This window comes from uncultured Henriciella sp. (assembly GCF_964005855.1).
GTDB lineage: Bacteria > Pseudomonadota > Alphaproteobacteria > Caulobacterales > Hyphomonadaceae > Henriciella.
The window spans coordinates 251,815-268,427 of record NZ_CAXFSW010000001.1; the positions used below are offsets into that span (position 1 = coordinate 251,815).

Consider the following 16,613-nt stretch of genomic DNA (forward strand, 5'->3'; position numbering starts at 1 on the left):
TGCACTCCTGGAGCGGTGCGAGTGCACATTGAAGGCCTTCTCTTTTCGAAGGAAGAGGCGGAATCGAGCGGCATGTTTGCGGACCCTGGGAGTAGATGTTTCCGAGGGGCTTCTGCCAAACGCGGGAGGCCATATCTCGCACGATCCAGCCCTATCTGATACAATCATGCCACAATGTTCGAAGGGAATGACATGGCGCCGGGAATAGTCGGTTTCGATGTCGCAAGAGCGCTGCGGCCTCAGGCGAGCCTCTTGCGGTCCTGCGTCACGGCAACGGGAATCGGCCTGGCCGTCTGGGAGCAAAGCAAGGGCGATGTCCATTATCACCGGGCCCGCCATCACACGTTCAGCCTGTATCTACGGGGCGGAAGCCAAGTCCGCGAGGTGTCCAGCGACGCTATCCGCCCAAACTCCACAGGCTCTTGCGGTGCGATCTGCAGTCTGCCTGCCGGGGAGCCCTCCGCGTGGAAAAATGGTGGCTACCTCAGATGGCTGCATGTCTATTTCGAAGACCGTCATCTAAGCCGCGCAGCTGGTAGCAAGACACACGGGGTGGAACGGGTGGTGTTCGGGTGCGATCCAGCGCTGCGTGAACTCTGCCAGCAGTTTCTTCTGATTCTGGATTGGGATGATCCGGGCCATGCTAATGTTCTGGATCACACTCTGATGACATTGTTGGCACGCTCTCTCTCTATCGCGAACGTTACCAGTGATTTCAGGGCGCCCAATGGCGGTCTGACGGGCGCGCAAAGGCGCGCCGTCGAAGACACCGTCGAAACATCTCTTGCCGAGCGCATCACTGTGCGCAATCTCGCTGAGGTCAGCGGCCTGAGCCCCCGGCAGTTTTCACGTGCATTCACCGTTAGCTATGGGGTGCCGCCCTATGAGTGGGTCTTGCGCCAACGTGTGGAGCGTGTTCGCGATCTTCTGGCCGAGGGCCAGAAGGCCAGCGATGTGGCGGTCCTGTGCGGCTTCTCATCCCAGGCGCATATGATCCGCCGCTTCCGCGCAGTTTTTGGATATACGCCGACCGCGGTCCGGTGAGAGGACCCCTCCGGTAGAAGTGTCCTCTCACCAGTGGCTAGTAGAGCTTTGCCATGGCCTTGGCGTCATAGTCGGCGAGCTCTTCGGTGCGGCCTTCCTTGACCTTGGTGGCCCATTCCGGGTCCTGCAGGAGGGCGCGGCCGACGGCGACGAGGTCGAACTCACCCTTTTCAAGGCGCTCGACGACATCGGTGATGGGGCGGGTCTTGGAGCCTTCGCCGCGCATGGCGCCGGTAAACTCCGACGAAAGCCCGACAGAGCCGACCGTGATCGTCGGAAGGCCGGTCAGCTTCTTGGCCCAGCCTGCCGTGTTGAGGCCGTTCTCGCCATCGACATCCGGGAATTCAGCTTCCCAGAAGCGGCGCTGGCTGGCGTGCAGGATGTCGACGCCGGCGTCGACGAAGACCTTGAGGAAGGCTTCGAATTCCTGCGGGGTCTCTGCCAGCTTTGCGGTATAGTCCTGCTGTTTCCACTGGGAGAAGCGCAGGATGATCGGCATGTCCTCGCCGACCGCCTTGCGGATCTCGGAGATGATCTCGCCGGCAAAGCGGGCGCGCTCGGGCAGGCCGCCGCCATATTTGTCCTCGCGCTTGTTCATCACGTCCCAGAAGAACTGGTCGATGAGATAGCCGTGGGCGCCGTGGATTTCGAGCGTGTCGAAGCCGAGGTCCTTCGCAGCCTTGGCGGCATCGGCATAGGCGGCGACCATGTCGGCGACTTCCTCGTCAGAGGGTTCGTCGAAGAGCTGCTTGCCCTTATGGGTGATACCCGACGGGCTGTCGGAGGGGGCGTCCGGGAAGTGGCCGGTGCCGGTCTTGCGCAGGAGGCCCTGATGCCAGATCTGCGGGCCCATCTTGCCGCCTTCGGCATGGACTGCATCGATGACCTTCTGCCAGCCGGCGAGCGCGGCATCGGTATGGAAGAGCGGATAGTTCGGATTGTCGGAGGCGCCCTTGCGGCGCACCAGCGTGCCTTCAGACAGGATCAGGCCGACATCGGCGGCGGCGCGGCGCGCATAATAGGCGGCGACATCATCGGTCGGCACGCCATCGGGGCTGAAGCCGCGCGTCATGGGCGCCATGACGATACGGTTTTCAAGGTTCAGCGATTTGAGCTTGAACGGCTCGAACAGGGCGGCGGCTGATGACATGATGTGAAACTCCCTCGGATTTCGATTGCCCCTGCATCTGGGGCAAGGCGGTATCCGGTTCAACGTTTTTCTGCGCTGCAAAGTATTCAGGCAGGGTTCACTTGCTGGCGCAGAAAAGGGGTGACACTCTGCACAAAAAGGGGGGATTTTTCATGAGAAGACTGGCCATTCTGGCGGCGATTGCCGGCCTGTCAGCCTGTGCGACGCCGGGGATCGACTATGAGGCGCGGCTTGTGCCCGCCAACACCGCCGCCGTGGAAACGCGCCTTGTCGATGTCGGGCGGTTCAACGGGCCGGGCGGCAACTGGTATGCCAGCGAGTTCGAGGCGATGCTGGCGAGCGCGACCCTGGACGGACAGCCCTGGTTCCGCATCGCGCGCTATAGCGATGGCTATGTGCCGGAGGGCCAGCGTGCCGGCATCTATGAAGGCAATACGGATATCGTCAGCTATGAGGCCGAGGAATATTCCACGACGCAGACCGAATGCGTCGAATGGGACGGGCCGTTCGACTGTGAGCATCGCGACGAGGTGGAACATATCTGCCTGCGTGAACGCGTGCAGGTCTCGGTGACGCCGCGTCTGATCGAGTATGGCAGCGGACGCATGATCTTCCAGGATACCTATTTCGGGGATGCGGAAGCGGAAAGCTGTGAGGAGATCTATATCAGGGGCCGTCGCGGACGGCGCGGGCATGGCGGCTGGGACTATGGTCTGGCGGCTGGCGTTCAGCCCCCGGTCGACCTCATCCATAATGCGCTGGCCAACACGCTGGGTGATATCCGCGCCGATATCGCGCCGCGAAATGCGGTGATGCGCGCGGTGTTCGTCGAGGATCCGATGGATGCTGTGGTCGCGGCCGATCCGCGCTTCAAGGAGGCGGTAGAGGCAGCGTCGAGCTCACCGGGGACCTCATGCGCTGTGTGGCAGGATCTACATGCGCAATATCCGGCCGCCCCCGCGGTCACGCATAATCTGGCGGCGTGTTACGAGTCGGGCGGTAATCTGCTGGAGGCGCATGCGCTCTACGCCGAAGCGGCGGAGCAGGTGTACGGGAGCGGGATGCCGGTGGACCGGCAATATACGGACTCGCTGGCGCGCGTGTCGGACTATCGCAACGGTCTGGAGGTTCTGGGCCGTCTGGGTGCGAGCGAGCCGGGCTATTAGAGGTTAGACGCGGGCTGAAATGTCCGGCCGGCCTACGAGACCGCCATGGCGAAACCGATGATGGTCGCGAGCAGAAAACTGACCGAGAAGACCGACGTGGTAAGCAGGGCGCGGGACATGATGCGTTTCCTTTCTGGAAAAAGCAGAATGCTTTTCTAAAAAGTGAACGGCCTGAAGTGTCCTAGTGTTCCCGTTTCGACGCTTCGAGGTTTCGCCTGGCGCGCGCCGCCTCGCTCTTTTCTAGGTCTTTCTGGCTCTTTGTGCGCCCGAATTTCACCCGGTTTTCAGTGGCTTTCTTCTCGGCGTCGGCGCGCTTTTTCTGCTTGCGTGCCTTGTTGAGATTGATCGGTGTGGTCATGGGCGTGTGCCTGTCTCAGGAAAGCCTCTGGTCCAGCCTGTCTCTCACGGCCGGCCATTCTTCGGCAAGGATGGAGAAGACCACGGTCGAGCGCAAAAATCCGTCCGGCAGGATGCGGTTGTGGCGCAGGATGCCTTCCTGTGTGGCACCAAGTTTCAGCACGGCGCGGCGCGAGCGGGCATTGCGCTCATCGACATGGAAATAGACGCGGATCGCCCCGGCGTCGAACGCGCTGGCGAGCAGCAGGCGCTTGCAGGCCGGATTGGTCGTGCCGCCCTGAAATTCCGGCGCATAGATGGTCATGCCGATCTCGACATTGCGCCAGTCCCGGTTGGGATTGAGATAGGCTGTCATGCCGGCAAACCGGCCGTCCGGGGCGAGGACGGCGAAGGGGATCAGCGTGCCGGCCTCGGTGCGCTGGCGGATCGTCTTCGTCCAGGGCGTGATCCAGTCGCCGGGGGGATTGTAGAATGGCCAGGTCGCCAGCCGCTCGCCCGACTTTTCCGCCATGTCGCGCAGCATGGGCGCGTGGGCGTCCATGTCGAACGGGACAAGGCGGACAAAGCGGTCCTCAAGCGGGGCCGGGCGCAGCTCCAACGCCTAGTCCTTATGGGTGTCGCGCCACTGCTCCATGGCGAGCGAGATGGCGAAGGTCTCACGGTATTTCGGGCTGGAGGCCGGACGCGGGGCGCGGGCCGACGTCAGCGCCATGATCTCGGCCAGCTTGTTGTGGGCCGCGCCTGCCTGGCCTGCGCCGATATAGGCATGGAGTTCGACCAGCGCTGAAGAAAGCGGGTCGTGCGCGCGGATCACGAAATAGGGCTCATCCTCGGCCAGCTTGGAGATGACGTCGAATTCTGACGGATTGGCTTTGGAGCCGACGGGGGGCTTGGACATGGCGATAGACTTCTCTTCGGTGATTCTGATCCGGCCAGTGTAACCCTCATACGTGTTCACGCCAGAGCTGCCCCCCTGCTGATTGAGGCGTATGGCAGCCCGGATCAAAAGCTAAGTTGACAGCATGTTGTCAAAATGACAATAAGCAGTCAAACGGAGACTGTCATGACCAAGATTGAACAAACGAACGGCGCCGTGATCACCGATCTCATGCTGGAGACTTTCCGGCTGAACGGCGCCTTGCTCGAGGCGGGTGACCAGCTTGTCAAAGATCTCGGTCTGACGAGCGCCCGCTGGCAGGTCCTCGGGGCTATCATGCTGGAGGGCTCGCCTCAGACTGTGGCGCAGATTGCCCGCCGCATGGGCCTGTCGAGGCAGGCGGTTCAGCGTGTCGTCCATGATCTGACAGCGCAGGGCCTCGTCGAGCCGAGTGGGAACCCGGACCACAAGCGCGCGCCCCTGATCACGCTGACGCCTGAAGGAGAGGCCGCCTATGGTGACGCCATCAAGCGGCAGGACGACTGGGCAAGCGAGCTTGCTGGCAAGATCGATGGGGAGCAGGCGCGAGCCGCGCTCGATACGTTGAAGGCGCTTTCGGCGCTCTGCGGCGCGACGAGACGCCCTGCCTTGCCTCAAAAAGCGAAAGGCGGCGCCCAATGAAAAAGATCGTTCATCGACTGGCGGGCACGCTGGCACTCTTGCTGATCAGCAGTTTCTGGCTGGCGACAATTCTGACCGAACTCAGCGGCCGCGAAGAGGCGATCTTTCTGGCAAAGCGGAGCATTCTTTACGCGATGGCTTTGCTTATCCCGTCCCTCATGATCACCGCCGGCAGCGGCATTGCCCTGGCTGGCAAGCGGGCCGGGCGGCTTGTGAACGCCAAGAAAAAGCGCATGCCGTTCATTGCGTTGAACGGTCTGCTGATCCTCGTCCCGAGTGCTGTCTTCCTCTGGTGGAAGGCGGGACAGGGCGAGTTTGATCTTTCCTTTGTTGTGGTTCAGGCCATAGAGCTCGCTGCTGGCGCAACCAACATTACTCTGATGGGGCTGAACATGCGCGACGGCATTCGCCTGTCACGGATGCTTGCGAGGAGACCCGTCTAGAAGACCTCGCCCGGTTGCCCTGAGACTAGTGCCCGCCGCCGAACACGCCGGTGCGCACGCTATAGTCGACGGCGAGGGCGTAGTCCGGATCGTCGTCGCTATCGACCATGAGCTGGCCAGCGCGTTTGAGAAGCTTGTGGCAGTCCCGCGAAAGATGGCGCAGGCGCAGCGTCTTGCCGAGGGCTTCATACTTTGCCGCAAGGTCCTCAATGGCCTGCAGGGCGGACTGGTCCACCACGCGCGAGCGCATGAAGTCGACAATGACCACGTCCGGGTCGCTCTCCGGGTGGAAGAGCTCGGCAAAGCCATCGGTGGAGCCGAAGAAGAGCGGGCCTTCGATCTCATAGACATGGGCGCCGGGCACCGAGACGCTGTCGCGTTCGACGATATGGATGCGGCGTGCATTGTTCCAGGCATAGGCGAGGGCGGAGACGATCACGCCGACGACAACGGCGGTGGCAAGGTCATAGGCCACGGTGACGCCTGTCACGAGAACGATGACCAGGGCATCGGTGAGCGGGATACGCGTCATGATGCGCAGGCTGTTCCAGGCGAAGGTGCCGATGACGACCATGAACATGACGCCGACAAGAGCCGCCAGCGGGATCTGCTCGATCAGGGCTGAGCCGATGAGGATGAAGGCGAGCAGGAAGAGGGCGGCCGAGAGGCCCGAGAGACGCGTGCGCCCGCCGGATTTTACGTTGATCATGGACTGGCCGATCATGGCGCACCCGCCCATGCCGCCGAAGAAACCGGTGACGAGGTTTGCTGCGCCCTGGGCCACGCATTCCTGGCTGGCGCCGCCGCGCTGATTGGTCATTTCGCCAACGAGGTTGAGTGTCAGCAGGCTTTCGATCAGGCCGATGGCGGCGAGGATGACCGCATAGGGCAGGATGATCTCGAAGGTTTCCAGATTGAGCGGGACCATCGGGATATGGAAGGCCGGCAGGCCGCCCTCGACCGAGGCGAGGTCGCCCACGCGCGGGACATCGAGGCCGAAGACGATCACGATGGCCGCGACAATGGCAATCCCGGCGAGCGGGGCGGGGATAACTTTGGTGAGTTTTGGCATGAACCAGATGATCGCCATGGTGAGCGCGACGAGGATCAGCATCCAGGCGAGCGGCCAGCCGCTCAGCCATTCACCGCCGGACATGCCATGGCCGGAGGCTTCGGCCGTTCCGGGCACCTGAAACTGGGTGAGCTGGGCAAGGAAGATCACAATGGCGAGGCCGTTGACGAAGCCCAGCATGACGGGGTGCGGCACGAGCCGGATGAACTTGCCGAGTTTGAAGATACCTGCGGCAAGCTGGAGGATGCCCATCAGGACAACGGCCGCGAAGAGGTATTCAACCCCGTGCTGGGCGACGAGAGAGACCATGACCACGGCGAGAGCGCCCGTCGCGCCCGAGATCATGCCGGGCCGCCCGCCGATCAGTGCGGTGATGAGACCGACGATAAAGGCGGCATAGAGCCCGACCAGCGGATCGACCTGGGCGACGAAGGCAAAGGCCACAGCTTCGGGTACCAGCGCCAGCGCGACGGTCAGGCCGGCCAGAAGCTCAATCTTGATCCGGTTCGGCGTGAATTTGGCGAGGTTCGCCTGCGAAAAATTCTGCGCGCCGAGGCGATCTGCGAATGCAGCGAAGGTGGATTTGCTTGTCACGGGGCTGGCTCAGTCTGTCTGGCGTTATACGTCAGGCGTCCGTATGGCGGTCTTTATGCTGCGGTGCAACACAAAGACCGCCGAAAATACTGAAGTTTCCCTGTCCTGCCGCCTAGCTGGAGGCGACGATGCCGCCATCGCAGGGGATGGTGTGGCCGGAAATATAGGCCCCCGCGCGCGACGACAGGAACATGGCGAGGCCGGCGATGTCCTGCGGCGTGCCAACGCGGCCCGACGGGTTGCCAGCAGCGACGGAGTCCCAGTCGACGCCTTCGGTCTTGCCGCCAAAGCCGACGCCGGTCGACAGCATCCAGGTCGGGAAAGGGCCCGGCGCAATGCCGTTGACGAGGATGTGCTCGCCAACATGCTGGGACGCCATGAAGCGCGTCAGGTGAATGACGGCGGCCTTGGACGTGCCATAGGCATAGCCGCTGAAGGGCGAGGTGTGCATGCCGTCGATGGAGGCGATGTTGATGACGCGGGCCGGGTCTTCGGGGCTGGCTGACTTGCGCAGCAGCGGGATGAGCTTCTGGAACAGGAAGAAGATGCCCTTCACATTGACGTCCATCACCTTGTCCCAGCCGCTTTCGGGGAACTCCTCCAGCGTTGCGCCCCAGGCGACGCCTGCATTGTTGATCAGGACGTCGACCTTCTCCTCGCGCTTGGCGATTTCATCGGCGAGGTGCTGGATGCCGACCATCTGGCCGACATCAGACGGGATGGCATAGATCTCGCCGCCATACTCGCTCTTGAGGCGCTCGACCGTTTCCTCACAGGCATCGGCCTTGCGCGATGAAATGATGACCCTGGCGCCACTGGCGAGGTAGCCTGCGGCCAGCATCTCCCCAATCCCGCGCGAACCGCCCGTGATGACGACCGTCTTGCCCTTCACCGAGAAGAGATTGCTGAAATCATTGCTCATGGGGCGTTCCTCCGATTTTGTTCACTGGTGAAGCTTTCTGAGGGAGGCGACGTATTCTGGCAAGTGGATGCAGCGAGCTATCGCTAGTTGCCGAAGAAAAGCCGGGCGAGGGCGCGCTGTATTTCGTATTCGTGGGCCAGAAGCGAGCCGATCTCATCGCCCAAGGCTGATGCCCGAACGCTGGCGAGCAGGTGGGTGCCTAGCAGATAGGCCTCGCCGTCCAGTGTGACCATGGGGGTGACGATATCTATCGGTTTGGCGGCGCCTGCCGGATAGAGCGGGGCGGCAAGGACGTAATTGCCGGTATCGATGCCGGGATATTGCAAGACAACGATGGGTGGTTTGTTCTCTCCTGCGCGGAAAACGGCAAGATGCCTCATCTATCAGAACGCCCGGTAACCATCAGACCAAAGCCCCTCACGTTCGACCAGCGCGTTCCAGCTCTCGATAGCCTCCCGGTTCTCCTCCGAGAAGCGCTTCATGCGTTCGGTCTTCACAGCTCGCTCGACAGCCGAGCGGGCGATCTCTTCGGCGTCGAGACCGTAGGAGGCGGCTTCCTGTAAGAGTGCAGGGTCATCCGATCGCGCGAAACGTTTTGTTGCTTCTGAAAACCCTGCTCGAACTGATACGCCGAGAAGCTCCGCCGCAGTCACAGCACCGTTGGTCGCTGATTCAATTTTGCGAGCAACTTCTGCCGACGGTCTTTTTAGTCCGCGCTCGACCTCTGAGACGAAGCCCTTACCGACCCCCACTCGCGCAGCAAGTTCTGCTAGAGTTGTCTTTGTCTCATTGCGCCAAGTTCTCAGTGTTCGCATGCAGCGAATGTATCATCTCACTATTGCGAACTCAATTAGCCCGGCGAGATCATCTTGGACGGGTCGACGATGGCGTCGAAATCCTCTTCGGGGATGCCGTCCTTGATGGCTTCTTCCTTGAGGGTGGTGCCGTTCTTGTGGGCGGTCTTGGCGATGGTCGCGGCGCGGTCATAGCCGTATTTTTCCTTCAGCGGCGTCACCAGCATCAGCGAGTTCTTGAGGCCGCGTTCGATATTGTCGAGGCGCGGCTCGATGCCGACGACGCAATTATCGGTGAAGGAGATGGCTGCATCGGCCAGAAGGCGGACCGACTGGAGGAAGTTGTAGGCCATCATTGGGTTGAAGACGTTAAGCTCAAAATGGCCCTGGCTGCCGGCAAAGCCGATGGCGGCATTGTTGCCGTGAATGTGCGCGCAGACCTGCGTGATCGCCTCGCACTGGGTGGGGTTCACCTTGCCAGGCATGATGGAGCTGCCCGGCTCATTCTCTGGCAGGGCAAGTTCGCCGAGGCCGGAGCGCGGGCCCGAACCAAGGAAGCGGATGTCGTTCGCGATCTTGAAGCAGGACATGGCGACCGTGTTGATCGCACCATGGGTGAAGACCATTGCGTCATGCGCGGCCAGCGCCTCGAACTTGTTCGGTGCGGTGCGGAAATTGAGGCCGGTGATCTGGGCGATCTTGTCGGCGACCATCGTGTCGAAGCCCTTGGGCGAGGCGAGGCCGGTGCCGACCGCCGTGCCGCCCTGTGCCAGCTCCATAAGCCTGGGCAGCGTGCTCTCAAGGCGCTCAATGCCGTTGGCGAGCTGCTGGGCGTAGCCGGAGAATTCCTGGCCGAGCGTGACCGGTGTGGCGTCCTGAGTGTGCGTGCGGCCGATCTTGATGATGTCGGCCCAGGCCTTGGCCTTGGTGTCGAGCGCGTTGTGGAGTTTCTCGAGCGCCGGGATGAGGCGGTGGGTGACTTCCTCGGCGCAGGCGATGTGCATGGCGGTCGGGAAGGTGTCATTGGACGACTGCGACATGTTGCAGTGATCATTCGGGTGCACAGGCTTCTTGGTGCCCATCTCGCCGCCGAGTATCTCGATGGCGCGGTTGGCGATGACCTCATTCGCATTCATGTTGGACTGGGTGCCGGACCCGGTCTGCCAGACGACAAGGGGGAAGTGCTCATCGAGCTTGCCGTCGATCACTTCGTCGGCGGCCTGGATGATGGCCTTGCCGAGTTTCTCGTCGAGCTTGCCGAGGGCCATATTGGTTTCGGCGGCCGCTTTCTTGACGATGCCGAGCGCGCGCACGACGGGGGCGGGCTGTTTTTCCCAGCCGATCTTGAAATTGCCGAGGCTGCGCTGGGCCTGTGCGCCCCAGTACTTGTCGCCCGGGACCTCGATTTCCCCCATTGTGTCGGATTCAGTGCGTGGCTTTGCGCCCTTGTCGCCAAAAATGCCCATCGGGTCGGCTCCTGTTCGTAATTCAGCGGTGATTAAGTCGTTGGGTGGCGCTTTAGCATGCTGCCGGGCAAGCGCAAAAGCCGCTTTCGGCGCGCCATGTCGCAGTTGCCGGTCTTGCCGGGCCGCAGCCTGCCCTATCTATGGGGGAAGAGAGGCGGCAAAGGGGAACTTTCTCAAATGGTTGAAACGCGTACACCGCTTGCCGGCCGGCCCCCACACGCGCCAGAGGATCATCCGAGTGTCACGCAGGGCAAGACCGGCCTGCTTCTGGTCAATCTCGGCACGCCGGATGGCACCGATTACAAGTCGATGCGCCGCTATCTGTCGGAATTCCTGTCGGACAGGCGTGTCATCGAGGTCAATCCGCTGGTCTGGCAGCTGATCCTGCAGGGGCCGATCCTGACATTCCGGCCGAAGAAATCCGGCGCGGCCTACAAGAAAATCTGGACCGATGAGGGCTCGCCGCTGCTTGTCTACACAAAGCGGCAGGCCGAGAAGCTGAACGCCCGTATCGGAAGCGACCGGCTGCTTGTCGATTTCGCCATGAATTATGGCAACCCGTCGATTGCGATGAAGATCGAAGACCTGAAGGCCCAGGGGTGTGACCGGATCGCGATCATGGCGCTTTATCCGCAATATTCGGCGACGACTTCTGCGAGCGTCTATGACCGCAGTTTCAACGCTCTGAAGGAGATGCGCTGGCAACCGGCGGTGCGCACGGCGGCACCCTTCCATGATCACCCCGCCTATATCGACGCGCTGGCCGCTTCTATCAGCGAGCATATTGCCGGGCTCGACTATCAGCCAGAACGGGTGCTGATGAGCTATCACGGCATTCCGAAAGCCTATTTCGAGAAGGGTGATCCCTATCATTGCCATTGCCACAAGACGACGCGCCTGGTGGCCGAAAAGCTCGGCTGGGCGGACGGGTTCGCGATGACGACGTTCCAGAGCCGGTTCGGCCCGACCGAATGGCTCCAGCCCTATACGGACAAGACGCTGGAAGCGCTGCCTGAGCAGGGCGTGAAGAAGGTCGTCGCGGTGTCACCGGCCTTTATCTCCGACTGCCTGGAAACGCTGGAAGAGATCGCCATGGAGGGCCGTGACAGCTTCATGGAAGCGGGCGGCACGCATTTCTCGGTGGCGCCGTGCCTCAATGATTCAGACCGGGCGATTGACCTGCTGGAGACGCTGGCCGCGCGGGAACTGGCAGGCTGGGTCTAGGTGGACCGGCCCAGAAAAGGAAAGGGCGCACCTTTCGATGCGCCCCGCCCCGTAAAAATGTTTGTCCTGGCCTAGAAAGACTTGCGGATGCGCGCCCCGTAGAAGGTGGGCGTGCCTGCGATGAAGGTCGGGATGCCGAAGCCATCGCCGGTATTGCCCGCGTCGATGATATAGTCCTTGCCGGTGAGGTTGGTGGCATAGGCCTCAACGCCGAAGCCGTTCTCAAGGTCGAGCTGGACGTTGAGATTGACGAGGCCATAGCTCGCCTGGCTGATCAGGTCCCGCTCTGTATTGTCGAAATAGACTTTCGACTGCCACGTATAGCTCGGCACGAGGCTGAGCGTACCGAAGCCGGTATCGGCCAGCAGGATGCGGGCTGCGAGGCTGGCCTTGTGGTCGGGCGAAAGACGCAGCTTGTTGCCCGCGAAAGGTGCGCCGTCCTCGTCGTCGAAACGGGCATGGTTGTAGCCATAGCTGGCGATGAGGTTGAGGGCGTCGGAAAGGTACCAGTTGGCCTGGGCCTCGAAGCCTTCAGCGGTGGCGTCGCCCGCATTGATCGGCTCGATCAGGCCTTCATCGGTGATCTCGGTCGACTGGAAGTTGCTGTATTCATAATAGAAGGCGGACGCTTCCAGGCTGAGATCGCCATTGAGAAGCGCGCTTTTCACGCCAGCTTCATAGGCGTCGACAATCTCTGCATCGAGAATGGCGAAGCCGGCGGCCGGGGCAGAGGCCGAGGCTGTGATAACTTCCGGGCGGCGGCCGCGGGCATAGTTGGCGAAGAGGTTGACCGCGTCATTGACCTCATATTTGGCTGCCGCGCGCCAGGTCACATCGTCAAAGGTCTCGCTGCGTGAGATGCGACCGCCCGATGGCTGTACGAAGAGACCGGCGCCTGTCAGAGCGCTTGGCCCGTTCAGAAGTTCGACCAGAAGGCCGCTTTCCTTGTCCTCTGTGGTGTAGCGCAGACCCCCGGTCAGCTGCAGGCGGTCGGTCACGTCAAAGTTGGCATCGGCAAAGACTTCGAAGGCCTGCGTCTCGCCATCATTGACGTAGCGCTCATTGTGGATCGGCTTCAGCGGGACAATGACAGTGCCGCCGGACTGCTGGAAGACGGTGAGGTTAAAGGCCGGCAGGGCGCTGACGGGCGGTGCGTTCGGCGGGGTGAGGAAACCGCCGAGAAGGGCCTGTGCGGCGCGTTCGTCAAAGGTCAGCGGCACGTCCTGCTCGCCGCTCTCATCGAAATAGCTGGCGCCGACAAAGCCGCGCACGCGTCCGCCGGCGTCATAATTGGCGCGGAACTCCTGGCTGAACTGTTCGCCCGAAGCGTCTTCACCGAAGATCAGAAGCTCAAGGCCGAAGCCGTCCGGGTCGAAGACTTCGAGGCTGTCGAATTCACGGTAGCCGGTGATGGAGGAGAGGGAGACATTGTCATTGATCTGCCAGTCACCGAGCAAGGTGACACTGGTCACTTCACGGTCGAGGCCGAGATGTTTGCCGCCGAGGAAGTCACCAAATGTATTGAGGTTAGCCGGATCCCAGGGCGCGGCGGAGCCGGTGGGTGTCGGCAGGAAGGCCTTGGACTTGAAGCTCGTGCCTGATGGGGTGTCTTCCTGATAGTTGGCGATGAGGTCAAAGCGAAGGTCCGCGCTGGGCGTGAAGGCGAGTGAGGCGCGCACGGCCGACATGTCCTGGCTGTTGAAGTCCTCTTCGGCCGGATTGACGCTTTCAACATAGCCATCGCGCTCGCGCATGCGGCCGGCGAGACGGAAGGCGAGCTTGTCTTCAATGATCGTGCCGGTGACATGTCCGTCGAGATAGACCTCGTCATAATTGCCGACACCGGCGGTGGCCTCGCCCGAGAATTCAAATTCCGGCTTGGCCTGGATGACGTTCACACCGCCGATGAGGGCGCCGCGCCCGAACAGCGTCGGCTGCGGACCTTTGGCGACCTCGACGCGCTCCAGGTCGAAAAGTTCAACCACGGAGCCGCGCGAACGGGAAATGGAGACGCCGTCCTGGAAGATGGCGATGCGCGGCTCGATATTGGCTTCGCCGCTGTCTGAGGTGATGCCGCGAATCACAAAGCCCGGATTGTTCGGGCTCTGCTCCTGCACCTCGAAGCCCGGCACATAGCGGGCCACATCGCTGAACTCATCAAGGCCGAGATCGTCGAGCAGCTCGTCATCCACAGCTGACACGGCGACCGGAACGTCGCGAAGATTCTCGGCGCGCTTCTGGACGGTGACAGTGACCGTCGTCTGGCGCAGCTCTTCTTCGCCATTGTCCTGGGCGAGCGCTGCGGGCGCGAGGGCGGCAGCGAGGGCCAGCGTTGTGGTGGTGAGCAGGAAGGATTTCATGGGAGGTCTCCGCTATGGATGTTGTTTGCGGAGAGCCTCTATTTGTGCATTGCAACACTGGTGCGACGGTGAGCCGGTTGCGGCCCTGAAACAGGGGTAAGTGTGACCTTGCCGCCACGGAAATCCGGTCAGCCAGCCTTTGCTATCACGCAGATGGGTTTCGCCGCACCGGCCGCGCACACGGTCTGGTTCCGGCCGTTCTTTTTTGCCCGGTAGAGGGCTGCGTCGGCTTCGTTCAGGGCGGTCCGCAGCGAGCAGCCCGCCGTCATGGGGCAGAGCCCGAAACTGGCAGAGACGGAAAGGCCGGGCGCGACCGTGTCGAAGGCGGCCTTTTCAATGGAGCGGCGCAGACGTTCGCTGACCTCAAGCGCCTGTTCCTGCGTGACGCCGGTGAGAAGAATCGCAAATTCCTCTCCACCCCAGCGCGCGATCACGTCGAGCGGCTGGCGCAGCGCTGCGGCAGCAAGCTCTGCGACCGTTTTCAGAACCGTGTCGCCGGCTGCGTGCCCGAAGGAATCATTGATCGATTTGAACCAGTCTATGTCCAGAAGGATGAGCGCGGCCTGACCGCCAGTGCGGCGCATGCGGGCGCGCTCACGCTCTACGGACAGTTCGAAGGTTCGACGGTTCATGATGCCGGTCAGCGCGTCTGTGGAGGCGAGGGCGAGAAGTTCTGCCTGCTGACGGGCTATGTGGTCCTCGCGCATATAATGCACGATACCGGCCGGAACCGCGAGACAGGCCGAGAGGGCCGTCACCACAGAGATGAGAATGGCCCCGTTCTGGTGAAGGTCCATCGCGACCAGCAGGGAGGTGAGAAGCGCGGATGAGACGATCGCCGCCGAGCTGACGATGACCGGAATGCGCCGTGGCTTGCGTCTGACATAATCAGCTATTGGAAGGATCAGTCTGTTCATGCCGCGCTCATCTCAGACTTTGGCTGACACTCTCTCTGCGCGACATGGTAAATTTTATATATCTCGGAGAATAAGCTATTTTTCTCCGCCGCTTGCGACTGGTCTGCCGCCGCGCGCCGGGCTAGCTTTCGAGCATGGATGACTGGGTGAAAGCGGGAAAGGTGCGTGCGCGCATCACGCAGGAAGGCGCGCTTGAAGTGCGCTGCTTTGGCCTGACGACGCAGGCGAAATATTACAAGCCGCTTCTGAAGGAGTTTTTCCGCAAGGATTTTACCCGGCTGCGGCCGGGCTATGGCGACTACGCCGTCCATATCGTGATGGAGTATACTGGCGATCCGCCCTGGATGGACCTCGACAATCTGGCAAAGGCGCTGCTCGACAGTGTCTCGGGCAACGCCTTTGCAGACGATCATCAGGTGGCACGCCTCTTGGTCGAACGCCGGGTGGGCGATCGCGAAGGCATCTATATGCGCGTCGAGGCGATGGACTAGTTCGCCGGCTTGGCCATCTCCATCGCCATCAGGAAGTCAGCCGGAAGCTGGCGCCCGAGCGGGCTGATCGAGGCCATCATGATGTCGGCTGTGGTGTCGAATTCGCGATAGTCGCAGGTCAGCTCCACCCCGGCTGGAATATCGGTGAGGGCGTAGCCTGCATCGATGGAGGAAAAGTCGGTGTTCGGGGTCTCGCTATGGTTCATGTAACGCCCTTCATCGCCGTCCAGGATGCAGACCGACCGGTCATAGGGCGGAATGTAGGTATAGCGTTTGAGGAAATCCGAGAGGCGCTCATCGGCATCGGAAAAGCTGTCGAGGGAGATCATCCGGTCGACCCGCGGATCGAAGCGCCAGATGAGCTGGCCGCGGCGGACGGGCTCGCGTGAAAAGACGCCGAGACCTTCAATGTCGGAGGCCGCGAGATAACAGGGGACCAGCATCATGACTGGCAAGCTCCTGAAAGGCCGGGTCGCCGCCCGGAAAGGATCAGGGTTTTGCCCGCGCTGGCGTCGCGCAATCAAGCTTGATGCCACCGATGCGGGAATATTCAAGTTAAATTATGGCGAGAGCCACGCGCAGGTTTTCGCCTCCCGCTTTAGAAGCGTTTGAAGGGGCGGGGCGCGGCAGTGGCTGTGGCGGTTGCGACGAGTTTGCCGTCCGGGTCGAAGCATCTGGCCTCTGAGAAGCAGACCGATTTGCCGAATTTGAGGATCTTCGCTTCCACCTTCGCAGGCCCGACGAAAAGCGGGGCGAGATAGGAGGTCTTCATCTCCAGCGTCGGGGCGGTCATCGTCACATTGGATGCAATGATGATATTGGTCGAGATCGCCTCATCCAGCATGGCCGCGATAAAGCCGCCCTGTACCGCGCCGGTCGGGTTGGCAAAGCTCTTGTCTGCGGTGAAGTTCACCACGATCCGCATCTCGTCCTGATGGACTTCAGCCAGATCCATGCCGAGCGTATCGGAACAGGCCGGGCGCTTCTTCGAGGTCTTGAAGCGCGCCAGCATGTCGGCATCGCTCATGCGGGGTTTTTCGCCGGGATCAGCCAAA

19 protein-coding genes are annotated in these 16,613 nt (G+C 61.7%); 6 read left to right on the top strand and 13 right to left on the bottom strand.

Annotation, left to right across the window (positions count from 1 at the left end):
• Positions 1-174 precede the first annotated feature (174 nt).
• Positions 175-1,044, top strand: coding sequence for an AraC family transcriptional regulator (locus ABNU55_RS01170; RefSeq protein WP_290759801.1), 870 nt, complete (start codon positions 175-177; stop codon positions 1,042-1,044).
• Positions 1,045-1,081: 37 nt separating this feature from the next.
• Here ABNU55_RS01170 and ABNU55_RS01175 read toward each other — a convergent pair whose 3' ends face one another.
• A complete protein-coding gene (locus tag ABNU55_RS01175) occupies positions 1,082-2,194 on the bottom strand; it encodes an NADH:flavin oxidoreductase (protein ID WP_290754937.1) in 1,113 nt (370 codons plus the stop codon).
• 152 nt (positions 2,195-2,346) lie between these two features.
• On the opposite strand from ABNU55_RS01175, the gene ABNU55_RS01180 reads away from it, so the two are divergent.
• The gene (locus tag ABNU55_RS01180; RefSeq protein ID WP_290754935.1) at positions 2,347-3,360 is read left to right on the top strand and encodes a hypothetical protein; all 1,014 of its coding nucleotides are present in this window, start codon (positions 2,347-2,349) and stop codon (positions 3,358-3,360) included.
• Between the two features lie 181 nt (positions 3,361-3,541).
• Here the strand turns inward: ABNU55_RS01180 and ABNU55_RS01185 are convergent, their stop codons facing one another.
• Genes ABNU55_RS01185 through ABNU55_RS01195 form a run of 3 tightly spaced genes read right to left on the bottom strand, consistent with a single transcriptional unit; the run spans position 3,542 to position 4,615 of the window.
• Positions 3,542-3,718: a DUF4169 family protein gene (locus ABNU55_RS01185; RefSeq protein WP_290754933.1), complete on the bottom strand. Its 177-nt coding sequence runs from the start codon at positions 3,716-3,718 to the stop codon at positions 3,542-3,544.
• A 15-nt stretch (positions 3,719-3,733) separates the two neighbouring features.
• Positions 3,734-4,315: a GNAT family protein gene (locus ABNU55_RS01190; RefSeq protein ID WP_290754931.1), complete on the bottom strand. Its 582-nt coding sequence runs from the start codon at positions 4,313-4,315 to the stop codon at positions 3,734-3,736.
• A 3-nt stretch (positions 4,316-4,318) separates the two neighbouring features.
• On the bottom strand, positions 4,319-4,615 hold the full coding sequence (locus ABNU55_RS01195) for an aspartate decarboxylase (protein WP_290754930.1): 297 nt from the start codon (positions 4,613-4,615) through the stop codon (positions 4,319-4,321).
• A 165-nt stretch (positions 4,616-4,780) separates the two neighbouring features.
• Here ABNU55_RS01195 and ABNU55_RS01200 point away from each other — a divergent pair, with 165 nt between their 5' ends.
• Both ABNU55_RS01200 and ABNU55_RS01205 read left to right on the top strand, forming a co-directional pair.
• Positions 4,781-5,275 carry a MarR family winged helix-turn-helix transcriptional regulator gene (locus ABNU55_RS01200; RefSeq protein WP_290759795.1) on the top strand — a complete coding sequence of 165 codons (495 nt, stop codon included), beginning with the start codon at positions 4,781-4,783 and terminating at the stop codon, positions 5,273-5,275.
• Entirely contained in the window at positions 5,272-5,718 is a 447-nt protein-coding gene (locus ABNU55_RS01205; protein WP_290753338.1) for a hypothetical protein, read from the top strand. The genes ABNU55_RS01200 and ABNU55_RS01205 overlap by 4 nt, the downstream gene beginning before the upstream one ends.
• Positions 5,719-5,743: 25 nt before the next feature.
• Here the strand turns inward: ABNU55_RS01205 and ABNU55_RS01210 are convergent, their stop codons facing one another.
• The 5 genes from ABNU55_RS01210 to fumC all read right to left on the bottom strand — a co-directional run bounded on the left by ABNU55_RS01210 (position 5,744) and on the right by fumC (position 10,566).
• On the bottom strand, positions 5,744-7,384 hold the full coding sequence (locus ABNU55_RS01210) for a SulP family inorganic anion transporter (protein ID WP_290753340.1): 1,641 nt from the start codon (positions 7,382-7,384) through the stop codon (positions 5,744-5,746).
• A gap of 112 nt (positions 7,385-7,496) precedes the next feature.
• On the bottom strand, positions 7,497-8,306 hold the full coding sequence (locus tag ABNU55_RS01215; protein ID WP_290753342.1) for an SDR family oxidoreductase: 810 nt from the start codon (positions 8,304-8,306) through the stop codon (positions 7,497-7,499).
• 83 nt (positions 8,307-8,389) lie between these two features.
• The gene (locus ABNU55_RS01220; RefSeq protein WP_290753344.1) at positions 8,390-8,686 is read right to left on the bottom strand and encodes a CcdB family protein; all 297 of its coding nucleotides are present in this window, start codon (positions 8,684-8,686) and stop codon (positions 8,390-8,392) included.
• A gap of 3 nt (positions 8,687-8,689) precedes the next feature.
• A complete protein-coding gene (locus ABNU55_RS01225; protein ID WP_290753346.1) occupies positions 8,690-9,121 on the bottom strand; it encodes a type II toxin-antitoxin system CcdA family antitoxin in 432 nt (143 codons plus the stop codon).
• Between the two features lie 35 nt (positions 9,122-9,156).
• Complete coding sequence (gene fumC, locus ABNU55_RS01230; protein WP_290753348.1) at positions 9,157-10,566, bottom strand: class II fumarate hydratase; 1,410 nt, start codon at positions 10,564-10,566, stop codon at positions 9,157-9,159.
• A 177-nt stretch (positions 10,567-10,743) separates the two neighbouring features.
• Here fumC and hemH point away from each other — a divergent pair, with 177 nt between their 5' ends.
• Positions 10,744-11,790 (top strand): ferrochelatase, encoded by a 1,047-nt coding sequence (gene hemH, locus ABNU55_RS01235; RefSeq protein WP_290753349.1) that lies wholly within the window; start codon positions 10,744-10,746, stop codon positions 11,788-11,790.
• Between the two features lie 71 nt (positions 11,791-11,861).
• Here hemH and ABNU55_RS01240 read toward each other — a convergent pair whose 3' ends face one another.
• Positions 11,862-14,150 (bottom strand): TonB-dependent receptor, encoded by a 2,289-nt coding sequence (locus tag ABNU55_RS01240; RefSeq protein ID WP_290753351.1) that lies wholly within the window; start codon positions 14,148-14,150, stop codon positions 11,862-11,864.
• 128 nt (positions 14,151-14,278) lie between these two features.
• Positions 14,279-15,067, bottom strand: a complete 789-nt coding sequence (locus tag ABNU55_RS01245) for a GGDEF domain-containing protein (protein WP_290753353.1) — start codon at positions 15,065-15,067, stop codon at positions 14,279-14,281.
• A 134-nt stretch (positions 15,068-15,201) separates the two neighbouring features.
• Between ABNU55_RS01245 and ABNU55_RS01250 the strand changes: the two genes are divergently transcribed.
• The gene (locus tag ABNU55_RS01250; protein WP_348764194.1) at positions 15,202-15,558 is read left to right on the top strand and encodes a RusA family crossover junction endodeoxyribonuclease; all 357 of its coding nucleotides are present in this window, start codon (positions 15,202-15,204) and stop codon (positions 15,556-15,558) included.
• On the opposite strand, the gene ABNU55_RS01255 is transcribed toward ABNU55_RS01250, so the two are convergent.
• Positions 15,555-16,004 (bottom strand): SET domain-containing protein-lysine N-methyltransferase, encoded by a 450-nt coding sequence (locus ABNU55_RS01255; RefSeq protein WP_290753357.1) that lies wholly within the window; start codon positions 16,002-16,004, stop codon positions 15,555-15,557. The genes ABNU55_RS01250 and ABNU55_RS01255 overlap by 4 nt on opposite strands.
• Before the next feature lie 152 nt (positions 16,005-16,156).
• A complete protein-coding gene (locus ABNU55_RS01260; protein WP_290753359.1) occupies positions 16,157-16,612 on the bottom strand; it encodes a PaaI family thioesterase in 456 nt (151 codons plus the stop codon).
• Position 16,613: the final 1 nt, after the last annotated feature.

What these genes read in the sequence shown, in the direction of transcription:
- ABNU55_RS01170 (WP_290759801.1), top strand. Translation starts at nt 175, where the DNA reads ATGTTCGAAGGGAATGACATGGCGCCGGGAATAGTCGGTTTCGATGTC.
- ABNU55_RS01175 (WP_290754937.1), bottom strand. Translation starts at nt 2,194, where the DNA reads ATGTCATCAGCCGCCGCCCTGTTCGAGCCGTTCAAGCTCAAATCGCTG.
- ABNU55_RS01180 (WP_290754935.1), top strand. Translation starts at nt 2,347, where the DNA reads ATGAGAAGACTGGCCATTCTGGCGGCGATTGCCGGCCTGTCAGCCTGT.
- ABNU55_RS01185 (WP_290754933.1), bottom strand. Translation starts at nt 3,718, where the DNA reads ATGACCACACCGATCAATCTCAACAAGGCACGCAAGCAGAAAAAGCGC.
- ABNU55_RS01195 (WP_290754930.1), bottom strand. Translation starts at nt 4,615, where the DNA reads ATGTCCAAGCCCCCCGTCGGCTCCAAAGCCAATCCGTCAGAATTCGAC.
- ABNU55_RS01200 (WP_290759795.1), top strand. Translation starts at nt 4,781, where the DNA reads ATGACCAAGATTGAACAAACGAACGGCGCCGTGATCACCGATCTCATG.
- ABNU55_RS01205 (WP_290753338.1), top strand. Translation starts at nt 5,272, where the DNA reads ATGAAAAAGATCGTTCATCGACTGGCGGGCACGCTGGCACTCTTGCTG.
- ABNU55_RS01215 (WP_290753342.1), bottom strand. Translation starts at nt 8,306, where the DNA reads ATGAGCAATGATTTCAGCAATCTCTTCTCGGTGAAGGGCAAGACGGTC.
- ABNU55_RS01220 (WP_290753344.1), bottom strand. Translation starts at nt 8,686, where the DNA reads ATGAGGCATCTTGCCGTTTTCCGCGCAGGAGAGAACAAACCACCCATC.
- ABNU55_RS01225 (WP_290753346.1), bottom strand. Translation starts at nt 9,121, where the DNA reads ATGCGAACACTGAGAACTTGGCGCAATGAGACAAAGACAACTCTAGCA.
- fumC (WP_290753348.1), bottom strand. Translation starts at nt 10,566, where the DNA reads ATGGGCATTTTTGGCGACAAGGGCGCAAAGCCACGCACTGAATCCGAC.
- hemH (WP_290753349.1), top strand. Translation starts at nt 10,744, where the DNA reads ATGGTTGAAACGCGTACACCGCTTGCCGGCCGGCCCCCACACGCGCCA.
- ABNU55_RS01240 (WP_290753351.1), bottom strand. Translation starts at nt 14,150, where the DNA reads ATGAAATCCTTCCTGCTCACCACCACAACGCTGGCCCTCGCTGCCGCC.
- ABNU55_RS01245 (WP_290753353.1), bottom strand. Translation starts at nt 15,067, where the DNA reads ATGAACAGACTGATCCTTCCAATAGCTGATTATGTCAGACGCAAGCCA.
- ABNU55_RS01250 (WP_348764194.1), top strand. Translation starts at nt 15,202, where the DNA reads ATGGATGACTGGGTGAAAGCGGGAAAGGTGCGTGCGCGCATCACGCAG.
- ABNU55_RS01255 (WP_290753357.1), bottom strand. Translation starts at nt 16,004, where the DNA reads ATGATGCTGGTCCCCTGTTATCTCGCGGCCTCCGACATTGAAGGTCTC.